This is a genomic window from Pseudomonas sp. AB6 (genome assembly GCF_034314105.1).
GTDB lineage: Bacteria > Pseudomonadota > Gammaproteobacteria > Pseudomonadales > Pseudomonadaceae > Aquipseudomonas.
The window spans coordinates 4,450,289-4,469,284 of sequence record NZ_JAVIWJ010000001.1 but is presented as its reverse complement, the minus strand read 5'-3'; the positions used below and the strand labels follow the sequence as shown (position 1 = coordinate 4,469,284).

Sequence of the window (18,996 nt, the reverse complement as noted above, 5' to 3'; positions counted from 1 at the left end):
GGATATGGCGTCAGATTCCGAAGCTTGCTCCCGCCGAGCTTCGGTTTGACTTAAGCTCGGTATCCAGTCTGACGCTCATCATTGGGTCACCATTCATCCCCCACGGTTGAAATGCCAGTCCCCACCCCCATATGAGTTTTCACTAGGGCATTTTCGCCCCGCTGCGTGGAGACTCTCCCTTGACCACCATCGTTTCAGTGCGCCGTAACGGCAAAGTCGTCATGGCCGGCGACGGCCAGGTTTCCCTCGGCAATACCGTCATGAAAGGCAACGCAAAAAAAGTGCGGCGCTTGTATCACGGCGAAGTGATCGCCGGATTCGCCGGGGCCACCGCTGACGCTTTCACGCTGTTCGAGCGTTTCGAAGGTCAGCTTGAAAAACATCAGGGCCACTTGGTACGCGCCGCTGTTGAATTAGCCAAAGAATGGCGTACCGACCGGTCCTTGAGCCGCCTTGAGGCGATGCTCGCGGTTGCTAACAAGGACGCGTCACTGATAATCACCGGCAACGGTGACGTCGTTGAACCCGAAGATGGCTTGATTGCTATGGGCTCCGGCGGTGCTTTCGCTCAAGCCGCTGCCCGCGCTCTGCTGATGAAAACCGAACTCTCAGCGCGTGAGATAGCCGAAACCGCACTGGGCATAGCTGCCGATATCTGCGTGTTTACCAACCACAACATCACCATTGAGGAGCAGGACCTCGCCGTCTAAGCCGATTCCCAAGCCGCCTCAAGTGTGCGGCACGAGCGTTTTTTTCAGCTAGAGGTCCGCCACTATCATGTCTATGACTCCCCGCGAAATCGTCCACGAACTCAATCGGCACATCATTGGCCAGGACGATGCCAAGCGCGCCGTCGCCATTGCATTGCGTAACCGCTGGCGCCGGATGCAACTGCCTGAGGAGCTGCGCGTTGAAGTGACGCCGAAAAATATCCTTATGATCGGCCCGACCGGGGTTGGTAAAACTGAAATTGCCCGTCGCTTGGCGAAGCTGGCCAACGCGCCGTTCATCAAGGTCGAAGCCACCAAATTCACAGAAGTGGGCTATGTTGGCCGCGACGTCGAATCAATCATCCGTGACTTGGCTGATGCCGCAATAAAACTGCTGCGCGAACAGGAAATGACCAAGGTTCAACATCGCGCCGAAGAAGCTGCTGAAGACCGCATCCTCGATGCCTTGCTGCCGCCTGCACGAGTGGGCTTCAACGAAGATGCCGCGCCAGCCTCCGACTCCAATACTCGTCAGCTGTTTCGTAAACGACTGCGAGAGGGGCAGTTGGATGACAAAGAAATAGATATTGAAGTTGCCGACACGGTGGGTGTCGATATTTCCGCGCCGCCTGGCATGGAAGAGATGACTAATCAGTTACAAAACCTGTTCGCGAACATGGGAAAAGGCAAAAAGAAAAGCCGCAAACTCAAAGTCAAAGATGCGTTGAAGCTGGTGCGTGACGAAGAAGCGGGGCGATTGGTCAACGAAGAAGAACTCAAGGCCAAAGCGCTGGAAGCCGTAGAGCAACATGGCATTGTATTCATCGATGAGATCGACAAAGTCGCCAAGCGCGGCAATACGGGTGGCGTCGACGTTTCCCGTGAAGGCGTGCAACGTGACCTGTTACCGCTGATCGAAGGCTGCACGGTGAACACCAAACTGGGAATGGTCAAGACTGATCACATCCTGTTCATTGCGTCTGGCGCGTTCCACTTGAGCAAGCCGAGCGATCTGGTGCCCGAACTGCAAGGTCGTTTGCCAATACGCGTCGAGCTCAAAGCCCTAACGCCGCAAGACTTTGAACGCATCCTCAGCGAGCCTCACGCGTCGCTGACCGAACAGTACCGTGAGCTGCTTAAGACAGAGGGCCTGAACATCGAGTTCTTGCCCGAGGGCATCAAGCGCATCGCCGAGATTGCTTGGCAGGTCAACGAGAAGACCGAGAATATCGGGGCGCGTCGTTTGCACACGCTGCTCGAACGTTTGCTTGAAGAAGTTTCATTTAGCGCCGGTGACCTCGCTGCTGCTCAAGGCGCAGAGACCATCCGAATAGACGCCGAGTACGTCAACATTCACTTGGGCGAACTGGCCAAAGACGAAGATCTATCGCGTTACATTCTCTGAGTCAGCTGCAAGCTGCAAGCTGCAAGCTGCAAGTGGATTGCGTTCTTCTTGTAGCTTGAAGCTTGCCCCTTTAAGCTCTCCCCTATGCTCAAACTTCCCTCTGCTATCAATCTCCACAAAGCCTCGAAAATCTTGACGCTGAAATATGCGCCTGATGAAGAGTACCAACTGCCCGCAGAATTTTTGCGCGTGCATTCGCCGTCGGCGGAGGTTCAGGGCCATGGTCATCCTATACTGCAATTTGGCAAGCTGGGTGTTGGCCTTAGTAAAATCGAACCGGCCGGGCAGTACGCACTAAAATTGACCTTCGACGATGGCCACGACAGCGGACTGTTCACTTGGGAATATCTGTACCAATTGGCGCAACGCCAAGAGCAGTTATGGGACGATTATCTTGCTGAGCTAAAAGCGGCTGGAAAATCCCGCGACCCTTCCGAGCAAATCGTCAAGCTGATGCTCTAGCTCAACCGTCTAGCCTTTTAGGGCGACCATTCTAATTCTGTTTGTTCTAATGTCCCTTGCAGAGGCCAATGACTGGCCCTGCTTGCGATTTTGTGAAATCTCGGGTAACCAATAGATCTGGCAAGTTCCCTGCATTTACTTCATGCAGCACCAATGCGTGCATATACGTAACGAATGAAGTCCCGCTGCCGTGTTCGTTTAGGGCTGTTCGTTATTGTAAATGCCAGCTGGGAACGTCTGGTTTAGCCATCATCGATTACCCGAGCAGTAGTACTGGAATTGACCTGTGTTGCTGCCTTTCACGGGGATGCTCAGTACTCGTCTCAGGACAATGGAGAGTCATAGATGAGTAGCAACAACAACGATGACCTGCAGCGTCAAGCCTCTGAAAGCACGTTGAATTTGAATCCTGTTGTGGGACTGCGACGTAAAGATTTGCTGACGACTGCCCGCATGGTGCTAAGCCAGGCCCTCAGACAACCTATCCATAGCGTCAAGCATGTGGCCCATTTCGGCATAGAGTTGAAGAACGTTTTACTCGGTAAGTCCACTCTACAACCTGCCTCCGACGACCGCCGCTTCGCCGACCCTGCGTGGAGCCAGAACCCGCTGTACCGCCGTTATTTACAGACCTATCTTGCTTGGCGCAAAGAACTGCACGACTGGATCGGCGACAGTGACCTTTCGCCGCAAGATATTAGCCGCGGTCACTTCGTCATCAACCTAATGACCGAAGCCATGTCACCGACCAACACAGTGGCTAACCCAGCGGCGCTTAAACGCTTCTTCGAAACCGGTGGCAAAAGCGTTCTGGACGGCCTATCGCATTTGGCTAAGGACTTGGTACACAACGGCGGGATGCCGAGCCAGGTCAACATGGATGCGTTCGAAGTCGGCAAGAGCCTGGGCACCACTGAAGGCTCGGTTATATTTCGCAACGACGTACTTGAGTTGATCCAGTACAAGCCCATCACCGAACAAGTGCTTGAACGTCCCCTGCTGGTGGTCCCACCGCAAATCAACAAATTTTACGTGTTCGACCTTAGCCCCGAAAAAAGCCTCGCACGGTTTTGCCTGCGTGGCGGCGTCCAGACGTTCATCATCAGTTGGCGCAACCCGACCAAGGCACAGCGCGAATGGGGGCTATCGACCTATATTGATGCCCTCAAGGAGGCGGTTGACGTGGTTATCGCCGTCACCGGTTGCAAAGACATCAATATGCTCGGCGCCTGCTCGGGAGGTATCACTTGCACCGCGTTGTTAGGCCATTACGCCGCGTTGGGCGAGCAGAAGGTCCACGCGTTGACATTGTTGGTCAGCGTGCTCGACACCACTATGGAGACCGAAGTCGCACTATTCGTTGACGAAAAGACCCTTGAATCAGCCAAGCGTCACTCCTATCAGGCTGGCGTATTGGAAGGTCGTGATCTGGCGAAAATTTTTGCCTGGATGCGCCCTAACGACTTGATCTGGAACTACTGGGTTAATAACTACCTACTGGGTAATGAGCCACCGGTATTCGATATTTTGTTCTGGAATAACGACACTACCCGGCTGCCGGCCGCCTTCCACGGCGATCTGATCGAGATGTTCAAGAACAACCCGCTGACTCGCCCAAATGCATTGGAAGTCAGCGGGACGCCCATCGATTTGAAGAAAATCACCAGCGACGTATTCTGCCTCGCGGGTACCAACGACCACATCACACCGTGGGGGTCTTGCTACAAATCGGCACGTCTATTCGGTGGAAAAACCGAATTCGTACTGTCCAGCAGCGGTCACATCCAAAGCATTCTTAACCCGCCGGGCAATCCAAAGTCACGCTACATGACCAATTCAGAACTGCCGCTCGATGCCAAAGAATGGCAAGAGAACGGGACCAAACATACGGACTCATGGTGGCTGCACTGGCAGGTTTGGCTGGCCGACCGCTCAGGCAAATTGAAAAAGTCGCCGACGAGCCTGGGTACTAAGATTTACGCGGCCGGCGAAGCGTCACCGGGCACATACGTACACGAACGCTAGACAACAATAAGGGGGGCCGGATGCTCGGCTTCCGATGCGCGATTACGTGACCAAGTAGCATGAGGACAACTCCGACCTGATCTGTCAAAGCGATGGACAGCTTTGTCAGCGGTATAACCCATAGGGCTTTCGCGCATGCCACAACCGTTTGTTTTTCGTACCGTCGACCTGGATGGCCATACCCTCCGCACCGCCGTGCGCGCGGGCAAGAAACATATGACGCCGCTGCTGATCTTCAACGGTATTGGCGCCAACCTGGAGCTGGTATTTCCGTTCGTGGACGCACTTGATCCCGACCTTGAAGTGATCGCGTTCGATGTGCCTGGGGTCGGCGGGTCTTCAACGCCCAACAGGCCATTTCGTTTTGCAGGCTTGGCCAAGCTGACGGCTCGTATGCTCGATTACCTTAACTACGGCCAAGTTAATGTAATCGGCGTTTCCTGGGGCGGTGCGTTGGCTCAGCAGTTTGCTTACGACTACCCAGAGCGCTGCAAAAAACTGGTACTGGCGGCGACGGCGGCAGGAATGGTAATGGTGCCGGGTAAACCGCGTGTCTTGTGGCTGATGGCCAGCCCACGGCGCTATATCCAACCTTCCCACGTGATTCGAATTGCACCGGAAATCTACGGCGGATCGTTTCGGCGCAATCCTAGTCTAGCGGCTAGCCACGCGGCCAAAGTCCGCTCGTCCGGAAAGCTCGGCTATTACTGGCAACTGTTCGCTGGGATGGGTTGGACCAGTATTCATTGGCTGCACAAAATTCATCAGCCAACCTTGGTGCTGGCGGGCGATGACGATCCCCTCATTCCGTTGGTAAATATGCGCCTGCTAGCTTGGCGGATACCCAATGCCCAGCTACACATAATCGACGATGGTCATTTATTTTTGATCACTCGGGCCGAAGCTGTGGCGCCGATCATCATGAAGTTCCTCCAAGAAGAACGACAGCGCGCGGTAATGCATCCGCAGCCTGCACCACTGGTGCGATAACCGAACCACCTTGGCTCAACTGCCCTTGAAGTAGCTCTACAGGAGAAATTGCTCACCCACCGCGCCCAGGCCGGAGTGCTCTGCGGCGCAGAATCTCGCAACCCAGTACGCTTGTGCAGCGGCTGATATGTGCGCGTTTATGTGTTGATGGCCTGACGAAGGAGTGTTGTCGCGATGCGAAACAAATCCACATTGAGCCCGGCGCCGACCCCGGCCACATTTATTAACGCGCAAAGCGCCATTACGGGATTGCGCGGCAAAGATCTGTTTTCCACCTTGCGCAGCGTGGCAGCACAGAGCATGCGTCACCCTATCCACAGCGCCCGACATGCACTGGCCCTCGGCGGACAACTGGGCCGTGTGCTGATCGGCGATGTCCCTTACCCGCACAATCCACGTGACGCACGCTTTGCGGATCCAGCGTGGCAGCAAAATCCTTTCTACCGACGCAGTTTGCAGGCGTACTTGAGCTGGCAGCATCAGCTCAAAAGCTGGATCGACGACAGCAGCATGTCCGAGGATGATCGTGCCCGCGCGCACTTCATTTTCTCCTTGATCAACGATGCATTCTCACCGTCGAACACCTTGCTCAATCCTTTGGCGCTAAAGGAACTGTTCAACTCCGGCGGCAGCAGCGCGATCAAGGGCCTCAGCCACATGGTTGATGATCTGTTACATAACAACGGACTGCCCAGCCAGATAACCAAGGATGCATTCGAAGTTGGCAAAACCGTTGCGACTACGGTCGGCGCTGTGGTGTTTCGCAACGAACTGCTAGAGGTGATGCAGTACAAATCGATGAGTGAAAAGCAGTACGCCAAGCCGCTGCTGATCGTGCCGCCGCAAATCAATAAGTACTATATTTTTGACCTCAGCCCGGCCAACAGCTTTGTCCAATACGCGCTAAAAAATAACCTGCAAGTGTTCATGATCAGCTGGCGTAATCCAGACGTGCGCCATAGAGAATGGGGACTGTCCAGTTACGTCGAAGCCCTTGAAGAAGCACTGAATGTAGTCCGCGCCATCACCGTCAGCCGAGAAGTGAATCTGGTCGGCGCTTGTGCAGGTGGCTTGACCATGGCGGCGCTGCAAGGGCATTTGCAGGCCAAACGGCAATTACGTCGGATCTCTAGCGCAACCTATATGGTGAGCCTTTTAGACAGCCAGATCGAAAGCCCGGCCACGCTTTTCATTGATGAGCAGACGCTGGAAGCAGCCAAGCGACGCTCGTACCAGCAAGGTGTTCTCGATGGCCGGGACATGGCAAAAATCTTCGCCTGGATGCGCCCCAACGATTTGATCTGGAGCTATTGGGTCAACAACTACCTGCTGGGGAAAAGCCCGCCGCCGTTCGACATTCTTTACTGGAACAACGACAGCACACGCTTGCCCGCCGCACTGCACGGGGACTTATTAGACTTCTTCAAACACAACCCGCTGAGTCATGTCGGCGGACTGGAAGTGTGCGGGACACCCATTGACTTGCAAAAAGTCACGGTGGACAGCTTTAGCGTGGCCGGCATCAACGACCACATCACGCCGTGGGACGCGGTATATCGCTCGACCCTGCTACTGGGGGGAGATCGACGCTTCGTTCTATCCGACAGCGGTCACGTGCAGAGCATTCTGAATCCGCCTGGCAACCCTAAATCCAACTTCATTGAGAACCCCAAGCTCAGCAGCGACCCACGTGCCTGGTTTTATGACGGCAAAACCGTCGAAGGCAGTTGGTGGCCGAGCTGGCTGGAATGGATTCAACAACGCTCCGGCGAACAACGGGAAACACTGATGGTGCTGGGTAACCAAAACTATCCACCGATGGAGGCAGCGCCGGGGACTTACGTTCGCGTGCGTTAAATCATGAGGCAATCCACATGAACTGTAGGCTCAACTTGTTGGCGATGCGATTAACCAAATTCACCACATCAAGCCTCGCCAACAAGTTGGCTCCAGAGAAGCATTTCAAACCAAGATCCCTTTAAACAAGAAGACTGGATGAAAACCCGCGACCGTATCCTTGATTGTGCCCTGTACCTGTTCAATCAACAGGGTGAACCCAACGTTTCGACCTTGGGGATTGCCAACGAAATGGGCATCAGCCCTGGAAATCTCTACTACCACTTTCACGGTAAGGAACCGTTAGTGCTGGACCTGTTCGAGCGCTTTCAAGCCGAACTCACCCCCCTGCTCTATCCTCCGGCCAACGCACAGTTGGCGCCGGAAGATTATTGGCTATTCCTGCACTTGATCGTCGAACATTTGTCGCACTACCGCTTCTTGTTCCAAGACCTGTCCAACCTCGCCGGTCGCCTGCCAAAACTGGCACGCGGCATCCGCAACTTGCTCAACGCCCTCAAGCGCACATTGGCGTCGTTGCTCGCCCAGCTAAAAGCTCAAGGGCAAATGGTCAGCGACACCCAAGCACTGGGGCAACTGCTCGAACAAATCAGCATGACCCTGCTGTTCTCGCTGGATTACCAGCGGATCTTGGGTAAGGAAGGGCAAGTTCGGGTGGTGGTTTATCAGATCATGATGCTGGTGGCGCCGCATTTGATTGCGGGGTCGAGGGAGGCGGTTGAAGACGGGGCAAAACGGTATTTGGAGCGGTAGGTGATTTTCACAAGATACTGTAGGAGCCAACTTATTGGCGAAGCTCAGCGGTGTGGCCGACAAGCCGCGTCCCACGCCGGCTTGCTCGCATGCCTTAGACACGGAGTAGTTCGGTTCAAAGACGACCCGGAGGGTCAACATCTATTCGGGACGTCTCGGCGCTGAACATACGATATCGCCAATGCGGCCGTCTTTTACCGGAACAAAGCAGGTTCTAATAGTTTCGCCAGTAGGTGCCAAAGGCGTAAGACTTAGATCCATCTGAATGCCATCCCTAGCAAAGTAAATATTTTCAAATGATGCATCCGTCACATCGGTCTCGAATGATTTTCCTTCGAACGAACAAAAATTCCGTGCTGACACCACCTTCCACTCTGAATCCCAGCTCAGAGCTTGGATGTCCAAGCATGGTGACCCCAGAGTCCTGACATGCCGTACAACAATATCGCCAAATCGACGAGCTCCCGCTGTCGAAACATCTTCATACTTTATAATATCTGCTAGCACGTTAGTCGCACTGAAAAATAATAACGCAGAAATAATAGTATTTTTCATATTACTCAAATACTGGAAAGACGCCGAACTTATTTGCTCCGAACTTCAATCACGGCACTATTGGAGTGCCGCATACTAGGTCTTCAATATTCCCTTTAATGACAGGAAATATACATTTCCGCCTGACTTCGCCGGTAAATAATGGCGTGATAGCTAGGACCATATGAACGCCATCTCGCGAAAAGTGAATATCCTCAAAGGAGGCATCTGAAACCTCATTCATAAAATCCTTACCTTCAAAGGAACATAATGCTTTTTCTGACACGACTTCCCATGTTGAATATTGCAAGGCCTCTATATATAAACAAGCTCCTGACAAAGTTTTTATGTACCTCACAACGACATCGCCTATTCGGCTTGACTCAGCCCTGAAGACATGTTCGTACTTAAAATCGGCCGAACTCACATTCGCAACAAAAAAAACCGACATTATAAATATGCAAACGCCTTTCATATAGCACTCAGATAATGCACACGTTTGTTAAATCGATCTGAAGGTACATTGCTCCAGCTCTTCTTATTAGACAAAACCTGCTTGAAACTTATGAAGTCATTATCAACCACGTACCTTTGAACTAGGATCCTAGCGCCGGATCCATAGTCGCCTCGATATTTTAGATCGACTAATATTTCCAAAATTGCAGGATGCGTTTCCTCCCAATCAACCACCCCATATTCCCCTACGACATCGGATTTTGATGAAAGCCTAACTACCTCAGCCTTCATATATTCATAAACCGGCAAAAACAATTCATATTGCTGTTTCCGCGATATCACAGAATTTTTAATCCCAGCAGTTGCACCGCCTAGATAAGCTTGAGCAGCTTGTCCGCTAAGTCCTTTCGCCCCCAGCAACCAACCCAACAGTGGCTCAGCAATACCTGCAGACACCAGATCAATTTCAGGATTCGGACGATGGCCCAAATCATAGCCGCGCCCAATCGTTATTCCGGAGGCGCCTCCAGGCCAGTGGACTTTTCTGCTGAAGTAGCGATGAAGTCCGTTAGCGGGATCGGCAACGTCATTACCTTCGACATCAAACGTCAATTGCCCATGGGGTACCGTCAACCAATCTAAACTGTCGTCGTCAATGAGGTTGTCGCTTAGTGCAGCCACAAACTCTACCGGATGAAAATGCCAAACGCGCCCATCTTCTGGTAGCCCAACTGCCTTCGCTACGTCATCCCAGAACACCAGGTTGTCGATACGTTCGCTTTCATGCCGCAGGTAGGTGGGATTGTCTTTGAGCTGCTCTCGGTATGCTTGCCATCTGTCGCCATCGGATTTGGTTTGCCATTCGGTGTGATGATAGGCGATGAGTTTTGACCAACGGGATCTGAATTCCGGGTTTTTCAGGGTTTCCTGAAGTTCTTCGGCGGTCACGTCGCCGTCGCTGTTTCGGTCAGCAAGGGCATGGAGATGGGCGTAGAAGCTGTCGATTCGTTCGGGGGTCAACGGATTGAAACTGTTTTGAGCATGCTGCTCGACGATTTTGAAACCAATGGCGTTCAAGTCGTATTGGCTGATGATCCTGACACCGGAGCCTTCTTGATTGACGCTGTCTTTTTTGATTAATGCAGTGAGGCTCCGAAGGGGTTTGCCTTTGGTTCGGGCCCGCTCTTCGACAGTGATTTGGTAGGCGTCATTGCGGTTCTCGTCTTTAACGATGGGTAGGGAGTTCAGGGCAAATATATGGTCTTTAAACAAGTAAGTTGGGTTATCGGTTTCGGTGTCTCGTCCAACGATAGTCGGTTGTAACTTTAGGACTTCGAGGTACTGCTTGCCGTGCTTAAGCTTGGCGTCATTGTTCAGAAAAGCGTCCAGGCCCGGATCACAGGTGAATATTTCAAAGTGCATTTGATGCTGGGTTTTCTTACTCGCACCGTCTGGCATTTCATACAGACCGAGGTAACCGATCGGATCGCCGGCTTTGATCGGAATAGGCGTGCCGGGCACGATAACGCTGTCCAGCCGAGACGGCTCCACACTCAGGCGTTCGATGCTCTGGTCGTCTACAAACCCCCAATAACTCTGCGGCATCGTTTCTCCGCGGATGACGGCGTTATAGGGAATGCACTCAGCGGTGGGTAGAACACTGCCATCCTGCATCCGCACTGGATGAGTGCTTTCGCTGTCGAAGCTGAAGCCGTACCCATGGGGTAAACGGCAGTTTGACGAAATCGGTATGCCAAATTCGCCGTTCGCGCGCGGGCAGTACATTTGCATCCCACTTTCGTTGATGACCCTCGCGGTTACCCGACCTTGCCAGTAGTTGGGTTTGGTCCGCGCAGGTGCCGCCACCGGTTTCAACTGTAACTGGCCATGCTCCCCACGAATCGCTTGCCCATCGCGCTGATCCGCGAACCAGACTTCATCGCCTTTTTTAAGCCGCCCTACCTGACCCCGAACGATGACGCCTTTTACGAAACGGTAGCCATTGGACGGTGCACTCTCTTCGACGATATCGAACTGTGTTCCGGGTGAAATAACGCCCAACTTCATACTGCCCGGCTCACCCAATGGCACATTGCGCGCAGACCAACCGCCGATGACAACTTCTACCCTTTTCTTGTAAGTCGGGTCATCGCTCCGATAGCAGTCATATGGCAACAGGTGCATGTACAGGCTGAAGAAAACCAGGCTGTTTTGCTTCCCGTGGTTCGGACCGTCTTCGGGATTAGACGGCGATTTGTGCGTGTGGCGAACCAGGCAAAACGAGGTGGAATACCGAAATTTCTGAGCGTCTGACTCAGGTTCTAGCTGAGAAATTAAATAGTCTTTGTTCAAGCGGTAGGCAACTACTTCACCATCGGCTATACAGCGAACCGGTTGGTTGAATACGCACTGCGGCGCACTACGGTCGCTGATATGTATGCCTCCGTGCCAATAACGATTTTGACCTAACAAGTAGAAGCCTGACTGTTCGTTTCCGAGCAGGCGATGAACGTGGTCAGCGTCTTTATAACGGCTGCCGTCGGCTTTGCGAATCGGGAATTGGAAATCAGACATGGTTCAGTTACCAAGCGAATCAATTGGAGAAAGGAATGGCATTAGGGGTTGTAGAGGACCGCTGGGATAACGCTGCTGGACGCCTTATCGGGACCACGTCGAGATCCGCGCTCGATATTTGCCCGGTATAAATGTGTGTTCGGTCCAGTTCATCCGTACTTAGCGGCACGCTGTTGTCCGGCGACAACGGCACAGCCGGCGTTCCCGGAACAGGTGTTCCACCGCATATAATCGGCGAGCTGCTAAATATTCCAGCCGGATTGAGCACCAGATGCTGACCATTGATTGAAAGGGTCAGAGTGATGCCACCGTCGATAACGATGTTCTCGCCAGAAATATGTACTTCTTGCGCAGCCTCGATGACCAGCGCGCCACCGACGCGAGTGTGGCTGGAGCCGGCCACTTGCAAATGATCCGCCGCTGACAACTGCACTTTGCGCGCGCCGGTGACCGTGAGGTTCTGCTCGGCGTTGATGAAGGTGGTGCTGTTGCCCTTGATCGTTTCCAAGCGCTGGCCACGCACTTCCAAGCGGCTGTCGTTCTGAACCAGTTGCTCCATGTCGCGTTGGGCACGCAGGTAGACCAACTCAGCGCCATCGCGATCTTCAAAAGAGACTTCGTTAAAGCCCTGACTGGCCTTGGAGCTGCGGCTACGGAACACGCTTTTGGTTTTGTTCGCCGGTAACTCGTAAGGCACGGGATTTCGGCTGTTCGGCAAGCAGCCCATGACAACCGGCCGGTCGGCGTCGCCTTCCAGGTAGGAAATCAACACTTCCATGCCGACCCGAGGCAAGGTCACCGCGCCATGACTATTGCCTGCCCAACTGGATGCCACCCGCACCCAGCAACTGCTGGTTTCGTCATCCGGCCCAAGACGATCCCAGTGAAACTTGACCTTCACCCGGCCGAATTTATCGCAGTGAATTTCTTCGCCTTCAGGACCCGTGACCTTGGCGGTTTGGGTGCTGTGGATCAGCGGTTTGGGATGGCGCAGGGCGGGACGAAACTGGATCGTTTCCGGAATGGCGGTAAAGGAATTCCGATACCCCTGAGTGATTTTTCCGGCGGCGACCGGAACATCCGCGCCCAATTCCTCCAACACCTGCGGCTGACGTCCTTCGTGTCGGATCGAAATCAGCACCCACGGGTTATTCCATTTGAACTGCGGATGCTTTTCTAGCTAGATCACCGTCCCGCTGCGCAACAGCGGTTGATCGCTGGTGCCATCAGCCAGTTGAAAATCAGTGCGATGCCGTTGCAGGTCGTGGGTGGATAGTTTTTTACCGTGATCGTCCTCCAGAAAATGCCCGGGATAGACGTAATGCTCAAGTTTCGGCTCGACATGCAGGACTTCACCCCTTTGCGCTTGGGCTTGCGTCGGCCAGGGTTTTCTCGAGATTTCCAGTAGAGAACCGGCTTTCTGGAAATCGTAATCCCGATGCACCACATGGCTGGTGCGCGCCGCCAAGCGCACGCCAAACTCATGGATCGAATACGTTTCGGGCACCATGCCGCTAAGCGGTTTGAACGGCAGCGCCACCTTTGCTTTATGGGGAAACATCCCTTCGTCATCGGCGAAAATCAACCGATGGCCGTCGGCCGAATGCTCGAAACGATAAAACCAGCCGTCTTCTTCGCACAGTCGATTCACGAAGTGCAGGTCGCTTTCATCGTATTGCACGCAATACTCACGGGGCGTGGCGCGGCTCACGTCACCGTGGAACTGCACATCCAGGCCGTCAAACAGCCCATGCTCCTTCAATACCTCAAGGATGATCGCGGGCACGCTCATCTGTTGGAACGAGCGGCGGTGGCTGCTGTGTTCCAAATACGCCAGATAGGGTTTCAGCACCGCGACGTAGTGCGTCAGCCGCGCGCAGGAATTGCTTTTATGGATCGAGTGGATGTGCCCATGCAGACCTTCGCCGTCCGGGCCGAAGCTGAGAAAAGCCGCTTTGTGCAGCACGTCTAAAAGCTCAATATCCCCCACTCGGCTGACCAGTTCGACGCTGATGGCGTAGGGCGTGCTGACGGCTTCTGCGCCCTCAAACGCCAATACCTGCAAGCGAGGATCTTCGAGACCTTTGACGCTTAGGGTGAAGGTTGGGGCGGTGACCTGGGACATTGGCAATCTCTTCTCATCGGAAAGATAACCAAAGTGTGCGGAGAGAAATTATTAACGGATATCGGGAATGGCCTGGATACTTGTAGGACGTCTCTGATTACCAGATAGATCTTTCCTACAGACATACTGCAAAAAACAATAAAAAGCCCGGCCACACGGCCGGGCTTGGGCAGCCCGTAAAAATCAGGACTGGCTGGCTGGCGGCGACGCGGGGGTCGTGGCTGGCGCAGGATTTGCTGCCGGGGCGGTTGAAGCGCTCGGGGCTGAGGTTGTAGCCGGTTTAGCCGCAGGCTTGGGCGTTGCCGCTTTTGGCGTTGGAGGCTTTTTTGCGGCTGCCGGTTTTGCTGCTGCCTTGGCCGTTACTGCTTTAGCAGCCGGTTTAGCTGCAGCTTTGGCAGCTACAGGCTTAGCCGGAACAGGTTTAGTGGCGGGCTTGGCCGCTGCAATTTTGGCCGGTGCTTTGGCCACTGGCTTGGCCGCAGGTTTTGCCGCTGCCTTAGTAACAACCGGTTTTGTCGCAGCCGCTCTCGACGCGGGGGCCACCGCCGCACCCGTCAACTTCTCAATCTGCCGGGTCAACAAATCGACCTTGCTGTGCAGCGCTTTGACTTCGTTACGGCTCGGTACACCCAGGCGAGAAATCGCGCTATTGAGGCGCTTGTCGAACGCACCTTCAAGCTCGCTCCACTTGCCCATCGCCAGGTCTTTGACATCGCCGACACGGGATTTTGCCGTTTTAGCGGTTGCCTTGGCAGCGTCAACTTGCTTGTCGACGCCGTTCTTGGTTTGCTTTTCAGCCTTCTCGCCGTCCTTCACAAGCGTTTCGAAAAGCTTACTTCCGTCATTGCTGATCTTGGAGTAAGCGCCTAAACCAGCTAGCCAGATTTGGCGTGAGTATTTCTCAACCTCGCCAATCCACGAGCTGCCTTCTTTTTCGATTTTCTTTTTGCCAGCCATCCCGCTCTCCTTATTGTTTACGCGCAACGCGTTCAAGCAATGCCGTCAGCCCGTCGAGCTTAGCAGACAGCCTCTGAACATCATGTTTAGACGCAATTCCGAAGCGATTCAAGGCCCGCGAGACACGACTGTCAAAAGCATGCTCGACTTTCTCGAATTGAACTTCGAGTTCGCCCTTCAAACCTTTCACTTCACTTTTTACGGTATCAATCTCACTGTTGGCCGCTTCGATCTGTTCATTAACCACTTTCTTGCCTTCGCGCTCGACCCCTTCACCGGTTTTGATCAGATCTTTGACGTATTCCGCGCCCTCAAAACCAGCCTTGGAGTAGGCGCCCAAGCCAGCCAGCCAAATTTTGCGGGCATACAGTTTTACTTCGGAAAGGCCGGTCGCCTGTTCGGCTTCGACTTTCTTTTTCAAGGTTACTTTGGCCATGGTGCACCTCACGCTCAAGGGTTGGAGGAACTGCCCGAATTTTTAGCGGGCATGAAGGCCAAAGTAATCAGAAAAATTAGAATGCTCACCCTAGGTTGAAGCAAAAAGATATTCACTGCCGTTGCCAGCCTCTTCGCGAATGATTTAGCTCATACAGGGGGTCAGTTCACTCTGTGGGACCGAATTTATTCGGGAAGCGGGCGACGCGGTGTGGCTCACACCAACACTTTATCTAACGCTTTTTCGATTTCACTCTTGATCGTGCCGCTGAACGCGGACATCAAGAAGCCGACTTCAACCTCAACTTTAATCCATTCATCAAACACACTTACCGTGCCGCTGACGCCCGAACCCGCAAGTTTGACGGTATCGCCTGACCACTTTGGCTCTACCGAGTATTTTTCGGCCAGCTTCTTAACCAGTATTTCGGCTTTCTGTTTTGCTGCCTCACGACCCAGGTCGTGGGCACGCTCAACGCTAATTCGGGCCATCGAAGACTCCTGTATCCATAGGTTCGGCCAGCACTTAATTAACGTCGGATGCGTCAATCGGTCCCGGCGCGTCACTATACTTACATTAAGCCTTGCCAAGACAAAGCCAGCCTCCGGGATTAGAATGGCTGGCATTCTCTTCCGGTGACAGCGACATGAATGATCAGCGCAAAGGCAGCGATGCCGAACCCACCACTCACTTCGGCTTCAAAAACGTGCCGGAAAGCCAGAAAGCGGAGAAGGTTGCCGAGGTTTTTCACTCCGTAGCGGCCAAATACGACCTGATGAACGACCTACTGTCCGGTGGCATGCACCGGTTATGGAAGCGTTTTGCCATCGAGTTGTCTGGCGTCAGGACTGGGAATCGAGTGCTGGATATCGCGGGTGGCACCGGCGATCTGACGAAAAAATTCTCACACTTGGTCGGGCCGACAGGCGAAGTCGTGTTGGCCGACATCAATGCCTCGATGCTTAAGGTCGGTCGCGACCGGTTGCTTGATCTGGGCGTGGCCGGCAACGTCAAGTTCGTCCAGGCAGACGCGGAAAAACTGCCGTTCCCCGACAATCATTTTGACTGCGTGACCATCGCGTTCGGCTTGCGAAACGTGACCCATAAAGAAGACGCGCTGCGCTCGATGCTTCGGGTGCTCAAACCCGGTGGTCGCCTTTTAGTCCTGGAATTTTCCAAACCGACTAACAAGCTGATGTCCAAAGCCTACGACGCGTACTCGTTTGCTTTCATGCCGTTGATGGGCAAGTTGATTACCAACGACTCGGAAAGTTACCGCTATCTGGCAGAGTCGATTCGCATGCATCCGAATCAGGAAACCCTTAAATCGATGATGGTAGAAGCCGGCTTTGATCGTGTGACGTATCACAACATGACCGCAGGCATTGTTGCCCTGCATCGTGGCATCAAGCCCTGATGATACTCAGGGGCTTGCTCGCTAGCGTCGAACACGGCATCAACCGTGTGCTACGGATGGATAGCACCGCCTTGCCACGTCTGGCACGTCTGACGGGCAAAGTGATTGCGGTCGATTGCCGTAGTCCCTCGTTGTCGCTGTTCATTTTGCCCAGCAACGAAGGTTTGATGCTGGCAACCCATTGGGAAGCCGCAGCCGACTGCACCCTTCGGGCACCAGCATCGACGCTGCTGCGCTTGGCGATGACCCAGGATAAAACCGCCGTGCTGCATGGACCCGACGTTGAGTTGGACGGCGACAGCGCGGTGCTGCTGGAGTTGGTCGGCGTGTTGCAAGACCTTGAACTGGATTGGGAGTACGAACTCTCGCGCTGGCTCGGTCCTATTGCCAGCCCGCTACTCAACGGCCACCTGCGTAATAGTGCTCGCTGGACCCGCGACAGCGTGACAAACCTGACGCACAACCTTGCCGACTACCTTAATGAAGAGTCACGCACATTAGTCGGTCACCGCGAAGCCCAAGCGCGCTTTGCCGAATTAGACCAAACCAAGCAAGACCTTGAACGTCTCGAGGCGCGTTTCGAGCGCCTTGCCCTCCTCCTCAAACCCAGCGATAACGCATGAAGCTGCTCGCCGTCCGCCGTTTATTTCGTATCCAACGCGTGGTTATCCGCTACCGTCTTGATGACTTACTCTTCGCGCTACCGCTGCCATGGTGGATGCTTGCCTTGCGCTACGTCATGCCGTGGCGTTGGTTCCCGCGCAGAACCCTGAAGCTGAGCCGAGGCGCGCGCTTGCGTTTGGCCTTACAAGACCTCGGGCCGATCTTCATCAAGTTCGGTCAATTGCTCTCTACCCGCCGCGATCTGCTTCCAGAAGACATTGCCGACGAGTTGATGCGTCTACAGGACCGGGTGCCACCTTTCGACTCTCAGCAAGCAGTTGACCTGATCGAGCAACAGCTAGGCGCTAAAATCAGCGCCGTGTTCAGTCGCTTCGACGTCGCACCGCTAGCCTCAGCGTCGGTGGCGCAAGTTCACGCTGCGCGACTTAAAACCGGTGAAGAGGTGGTGGTCAAGGTTGTGCGACCCGGCCTGAAACCGATCATCAGCCAAGACCTGGCGTGGCTGTTCATTTTGGCGCGAATTGCCGAGCGGCTTTCGGCCGACGCGCGCTTACTGCATCCGGTAGACGTGGTCAGCGACTACGAAAAAACCATCTACGACGAACTCGACCTGTTACGCGAAGCAGCCAACTCGAGCCAGCTCAAGCGCAACTTCGAAGGCTCGGCGCTGCTATACGTGCCACAAGTTTATTGGGACTGGTGCCGCCCGAAAGTGCTGGTGATGGAGCGGATCTACGGAGTTCAAGTCACCGATCTGGCTACCTTGGCCGATCAACGCACCGACATGAAATTACTGGCCGAGCGCGGGGTTGAAATTTTCTTCACTCAGGTGTTTCGCGACAGCTTCTTTCACGCTGACATGCATCCCGGCAACATTTTCGTCAGCACCGTAAATCCATGGAGCCCACAATACATTGCTATTGACTGTGGCATCGTCGGCAGCTTGACCCCCGAGGATCAGGACTACTTGGCGCGCAATTTGTTTGCGTTCTTCAAACGCGACTATCGGCGCGTGGCGCAATTGCACATCGACTCTGGATGGGTGCCGGCGGAGACTAAACTCAATGAATTCGAAGCCGCGATTCGAACTGTGTGCGAGCCGATTTTCGAGAAACCGCTGAAGGATATTTCGTTCGGCCAGGTTCTTATGCGCTTGTTCCAGACCGCACGTCGTTTCAATATGGAAGTCCAGCCGCAACTGGTGCTACTGCAAAAAACTCTGCTCAACATTGAAGGCTTAGGCCGACAGCTGTACCCGGAACTGGATCTATGGAAAACCGCACAACCGTTTCTGGAGCGTTGGATGCGTGAACGCGTCAGCCCAAAAACCTTACTGCATAACCTTCAATCGCAGGTCGAGCAGATACCGCACTTGGCGGGCATGACCCGTGACCTGCTCGAGCGTATGTCTCAGCCCCACGCTTTCGACCCGCCTGCGCCTTGGCGCGAGCGACCTACACGGAGCGGGGATGGCTGGGCGCTAAGGCTGCTCGGCGCGGTGTTGTTGGCAGGCGGCGCGGTGTTGGCCTCGACCCTGACGACCGGCGGCAGCGCAATGCTAGCATTGGCCGCCTGGCCCGCGTGGACGATGCTGGTCGCCGGCTTGTATCTGGTCGTGCGTCGATAGCCCGCAACTGGCACACTATCCAACCCGCCGGGCCAATGCGCCGG

Annotated in this window: 15 protein-coding genes and 1 pseudogene; 10 read left to right on the top strand and 6 right to left on the bottom strand. The window is 54.2% G+C overall.

All coding sequences use genetic code 11. From position 1 onward, the window contains the following. Positions 1-179: 179 nt before the first annotated feature. From hslV to RGW60_RS20985, 7 genes are all read left to right on the top strand, one after another. On the top strand, positions 180-710 hold the full coding sequence (hslV, locus tag RGW60_RS21015) for an ATP-dependent protease subunit HslV (RefSeq protein ID WP_322206400.1): 531 nt from the start codon (positions 180-182) through the stop codon (positions 708-710). A 67-nt stretch (positions 711-777) separates the two neighbouring features. Continuing rightward, complete coding sequence (gene hslU, locus RGW60_RS21010; RefSeq protein ID WP_322206399.1) at positions 778-2,115, top strand: ATP-dependent protease ATPase subunit HslU; 1,338 nt, start codon at positions 778-780, stop codon at positions 2,113-2,115. A gap of 84 nt (positions 2,116-2,199) precedes the next feature. Continuing rightward, entirely contained in the window at positions 2,200-2,577 is a 378-nt protein-coding gene (locus RGW60_RS21005; protein WP_322206398.1) for a DUF971 domain-containing protein, read from the top strand. A gap of 345 nt (positions 2,578-2,922) precedes the next feature. Further along, positions 2,923-4,602, top strand: coding sequence for a class II poly(R)-hydroxyalkanoic acid synthase (gene phaC / locus RGW60_RS21000; RefSeq protein WP_322206397.1), 1,680 nt, complete (start codon positions 2,923-2,925; stop codon positions 4,600-4,602). Positions 4,603-4,737: 135 nt separating this feature from the next. Further along, positions 4,738-5,592, top strand: coding sequence for a poly(3-hydroxyalkanoate) depolymerase (phaZ, locus tag RGW60_RS20995; protein WP_322206396.1), 855 nt, complete (start codon positions 4,738-4,740; stop codon positions 5,590-5,592). Between the two features lie 174 nt (positions 5,593-5,766). After that, positions 5,767-7,449, top strand: coding sequence for a class II poly(R)-hydroxyalkanoic acid synthase (gene phaC, locus RGW60_RS20990; protein WP_322206395.1), 1,683 nt, complete (start codon positions 5,767-5,769; stop codon positions 7,447-7,449). Between the two features lie 138 nt (positions 7,450-7,587). After that, positions 7,588-8,202: a TetR/AcrR family transcriptional regulator gene (locus RGW60_RS20985; protein WP_322206394.1), complete on the top strand. Its 615-nt coding sequence runs from the start codon at positions 7,588-7,590 to the stop codon at positions 8,200-8,202. A gap of 141 nt (positions 8,203-8,343) precedes the next feature. Here the strand turns inward: RGW60_RS20985 and RGW60_RS20980 are convergent, their stop codons facing one another. The 6 genes and pseudogenes from RGW60_RS20980 to RGW60_RS20955 all read right to left on the bottom strand — a co-directional run bounded on the left by RGW60_RS20980 (position 8,344) and on the right by RGW60_RS20955 (position 15,775). Then, positions 8,344-8,757 (bottom strand): hypothetical protein, encoded by a 414-nt coding sequence (locus RGW60_RS20980; RefSeq protein WP_322206393.1) that lies wholly within the window; start codon positions 8,755-8,757, stop codon positions 8,344-8,346. Between the two features lie 450 nt (positions 8,758-9,207). Beyond that, complete coding sequence (locus RGW60_RS20975) at positions 9,208-11,259, bottom strand: hypothetical protein (RefSeq protein WP_322206392.1); 2,052 nt, start codon at positions 11,257-11,259, stop codon at positions 9,208-9,210. A 526-nt stretch (positions 11,260-11,785) separates the two neighbouring features. Further along, positions 11,786-13,891, bottom strand: a pseudogene (gene tssI, locus RGW60_RS20970) (type VI secretion system tip protein TssI/VgrG). Between the two features lie 183 nt (positions 13,892-14,074). Next, positions 14,075-14,848 carry a phasin family protein gene (locus RGW60_RS20965; protein WP_322206391.1) on the bottom strand — a complete coding sequence of 258 codons (774 nt, stop codon included), beginning with the start codon at positions 14,846-14,848 and terminating at the stop codon, positions 14,075-14,077. 10 nt (positions 14,849-14,858) lie between these two features. Further along, positions 14,859-15,284 carry a phasin family protein gene (locus RGW60_RS20960; RefSeq protein ID WP_322206390.1) on the bottom strand — a complete coding sequence of 142 codons (426 nt, stop codon included), beginning with the start codon at positions 15,282-15,284 and terminating at the stop codon, positions 14,859-14,861. Between the two features lie 215 nt (positions 15,285-15,499). Next, the gene (locus tag RGW60_RS20955) at positions 15,500-15,775 is read right to left on the bottom strand and encodes a polyhydroxyalkanoic acid system family protein (RefSeq protein WP_322206389.1); all 276 of its coding nucleotides are present in this window, start codon (positions 15,773-15,775) and stop codon (positions 15,500-15,502) included. A 155-nt stretch (positions 15,776-15,930) separates the two neighbouring features. Between RGW60_RS20955 and ubiE the strand changes: the two genes are divergently transcribed. Genes ubiE through ubiB form a run of 3 tightly spaced genes read left to right on the top strand, consistent with a single transcriptional unit; the run spans position 15,931 to position 18,952 of the window. Continuing rightward, complete coding sequence (ubiE, locus tag RGW60_RS20950) at positions 15,931-16,701, top strand: bifunctional demethylmenaquinone methyltransferase/2-methoxy-6-polyprenyl-1,4-benzoquinol methylase UbiE (protein WP_322167222.1); 771 nt, start codon at positions 15,931-15,933, stop codon at positions 16,699-16,701. Next, positions 16,701-17,324 carry a ubiquinone biosynthesis accessory factor UbiJ gene (locus RGW60_RS20945; RefSeq protein WP_322206388.1) on the top strand — a complete coding sequence of 208 codons (624 nt, stop codon included), beginning with the start codon at positions 16,701-16,703 and terminating at the stop codon, positions 17,322-17,324. The genes ubiE and RGW60_RS20945 overlap by 1 nt, the downstream gene beginning before the upstream one ends. Further along, complete coding sequence (gene ubiB, locus RGW60_RS20940) at positions 17,321-18,952, top strand: ubiquinone biosynthesis regulatory protein kinase UbiB (RefSeq protein ID WP_322206387.1); 1,632 nt, start codon at positions 17,321-17,323, stop codon at positions 18,950-18,952. Before RGW60_RS20945 ends, ubiB begins: the two co-directional genes overlap by 4 nt. Positions 18,953-18,996: the final 44 nt, after the last annotated feature.

Coding starts and splice junctions, on each gene's coding strand:
- RGW60_RS20945 (WP_322206388.1), top strand. CDS start 16,701: ATGATACTCAGGGGCTTGCTCGCTAGCGTCGAACACGGCATCAACCGT.
- ubiE (WP_322167222.1), top strand. CDS start 15,931: ATGAATGATCAGCGCAAAGGCAGCGATGCCGAACCCACCACTCACTTC.
- RGW60_RS20980 (WP_322206393.1), bottom strand. CDS start 8,757: ATGAAAAATACTATTATTTCTGCGTTATTATTTTTCAGTGCGACTAAC.
- RGW60_RS20975 (WP_322206392.1), bottom strand. CDS start 11,259: ATGAAGTTGGGCGTTATTTCACCCGGAACACAGTTCGATATCGTCGAA.
- RGW60_RS20965 (WP_322206391.1), bottom strand. CDS start 14,848: ATGGCTGGCAAAAAGAAAATCGAAAAAGAAGGCAGCTCGTGGATTGGC.
- phaZ (WP_322206396.1), top strand. CDS start 4,738: ATGCCACAACCGTTTGTTTTTCGTACCGTCGACCTGGATGGCCATACC.
- RGW60_RS20955 (WP_322206389.1), bottom strand. CDS start 15,775: ATGGCCCGAATTAGCGTTGAGCGTGCCCACGACCTGGGTCGTGAGGCA.
- RGW60_RS20985 (WP_322206394.1), top strand. CDS start 7,588: ATGAAAACCCGCGACCGTATCCTTGATTGTGCCCTGTACCTGTTCAAT.
- RGW60_RS21005 (WP_322206398.1), top strand. CDS start 2,200: ATGCTCAAACTTCCCTCTGCTATCAATCTCCACAAAGCCTCGAAAATC.
- hslU (WP_322206399.1), top strand. CDS start 778: ATGTCTATGACTCCCCGCGAAATCGTCCACGAACTCAATCGGCACATC.
- phaC (WP_322206397.1), top strand. CDS start 2,923: ATGAGTAGCAACAACAACGATGACCTGCAGCGTCAAGCCTCTGAAAGC.
- phaC (WP_322206395.1), top strand. CDS start 5,767: ATGCGAAACAAATCCACATTGAGCCCGGCGCCGACCCCGGCCACATTT.
- ubiB (WP_322206387.1), top strand. CDS start 17,321: ATGAAGCTGCTCGCCGTCCGCCGTTTATTTCGTATCCAACGCGTGGTT.
- RGW60_RS20960 (WP_322206390.1), bottom strand. CDS start 15,284: ATGGCCAAAGTAACCTTGAAAAAGAAAGTCGAAGCCGAACAGGCGACC.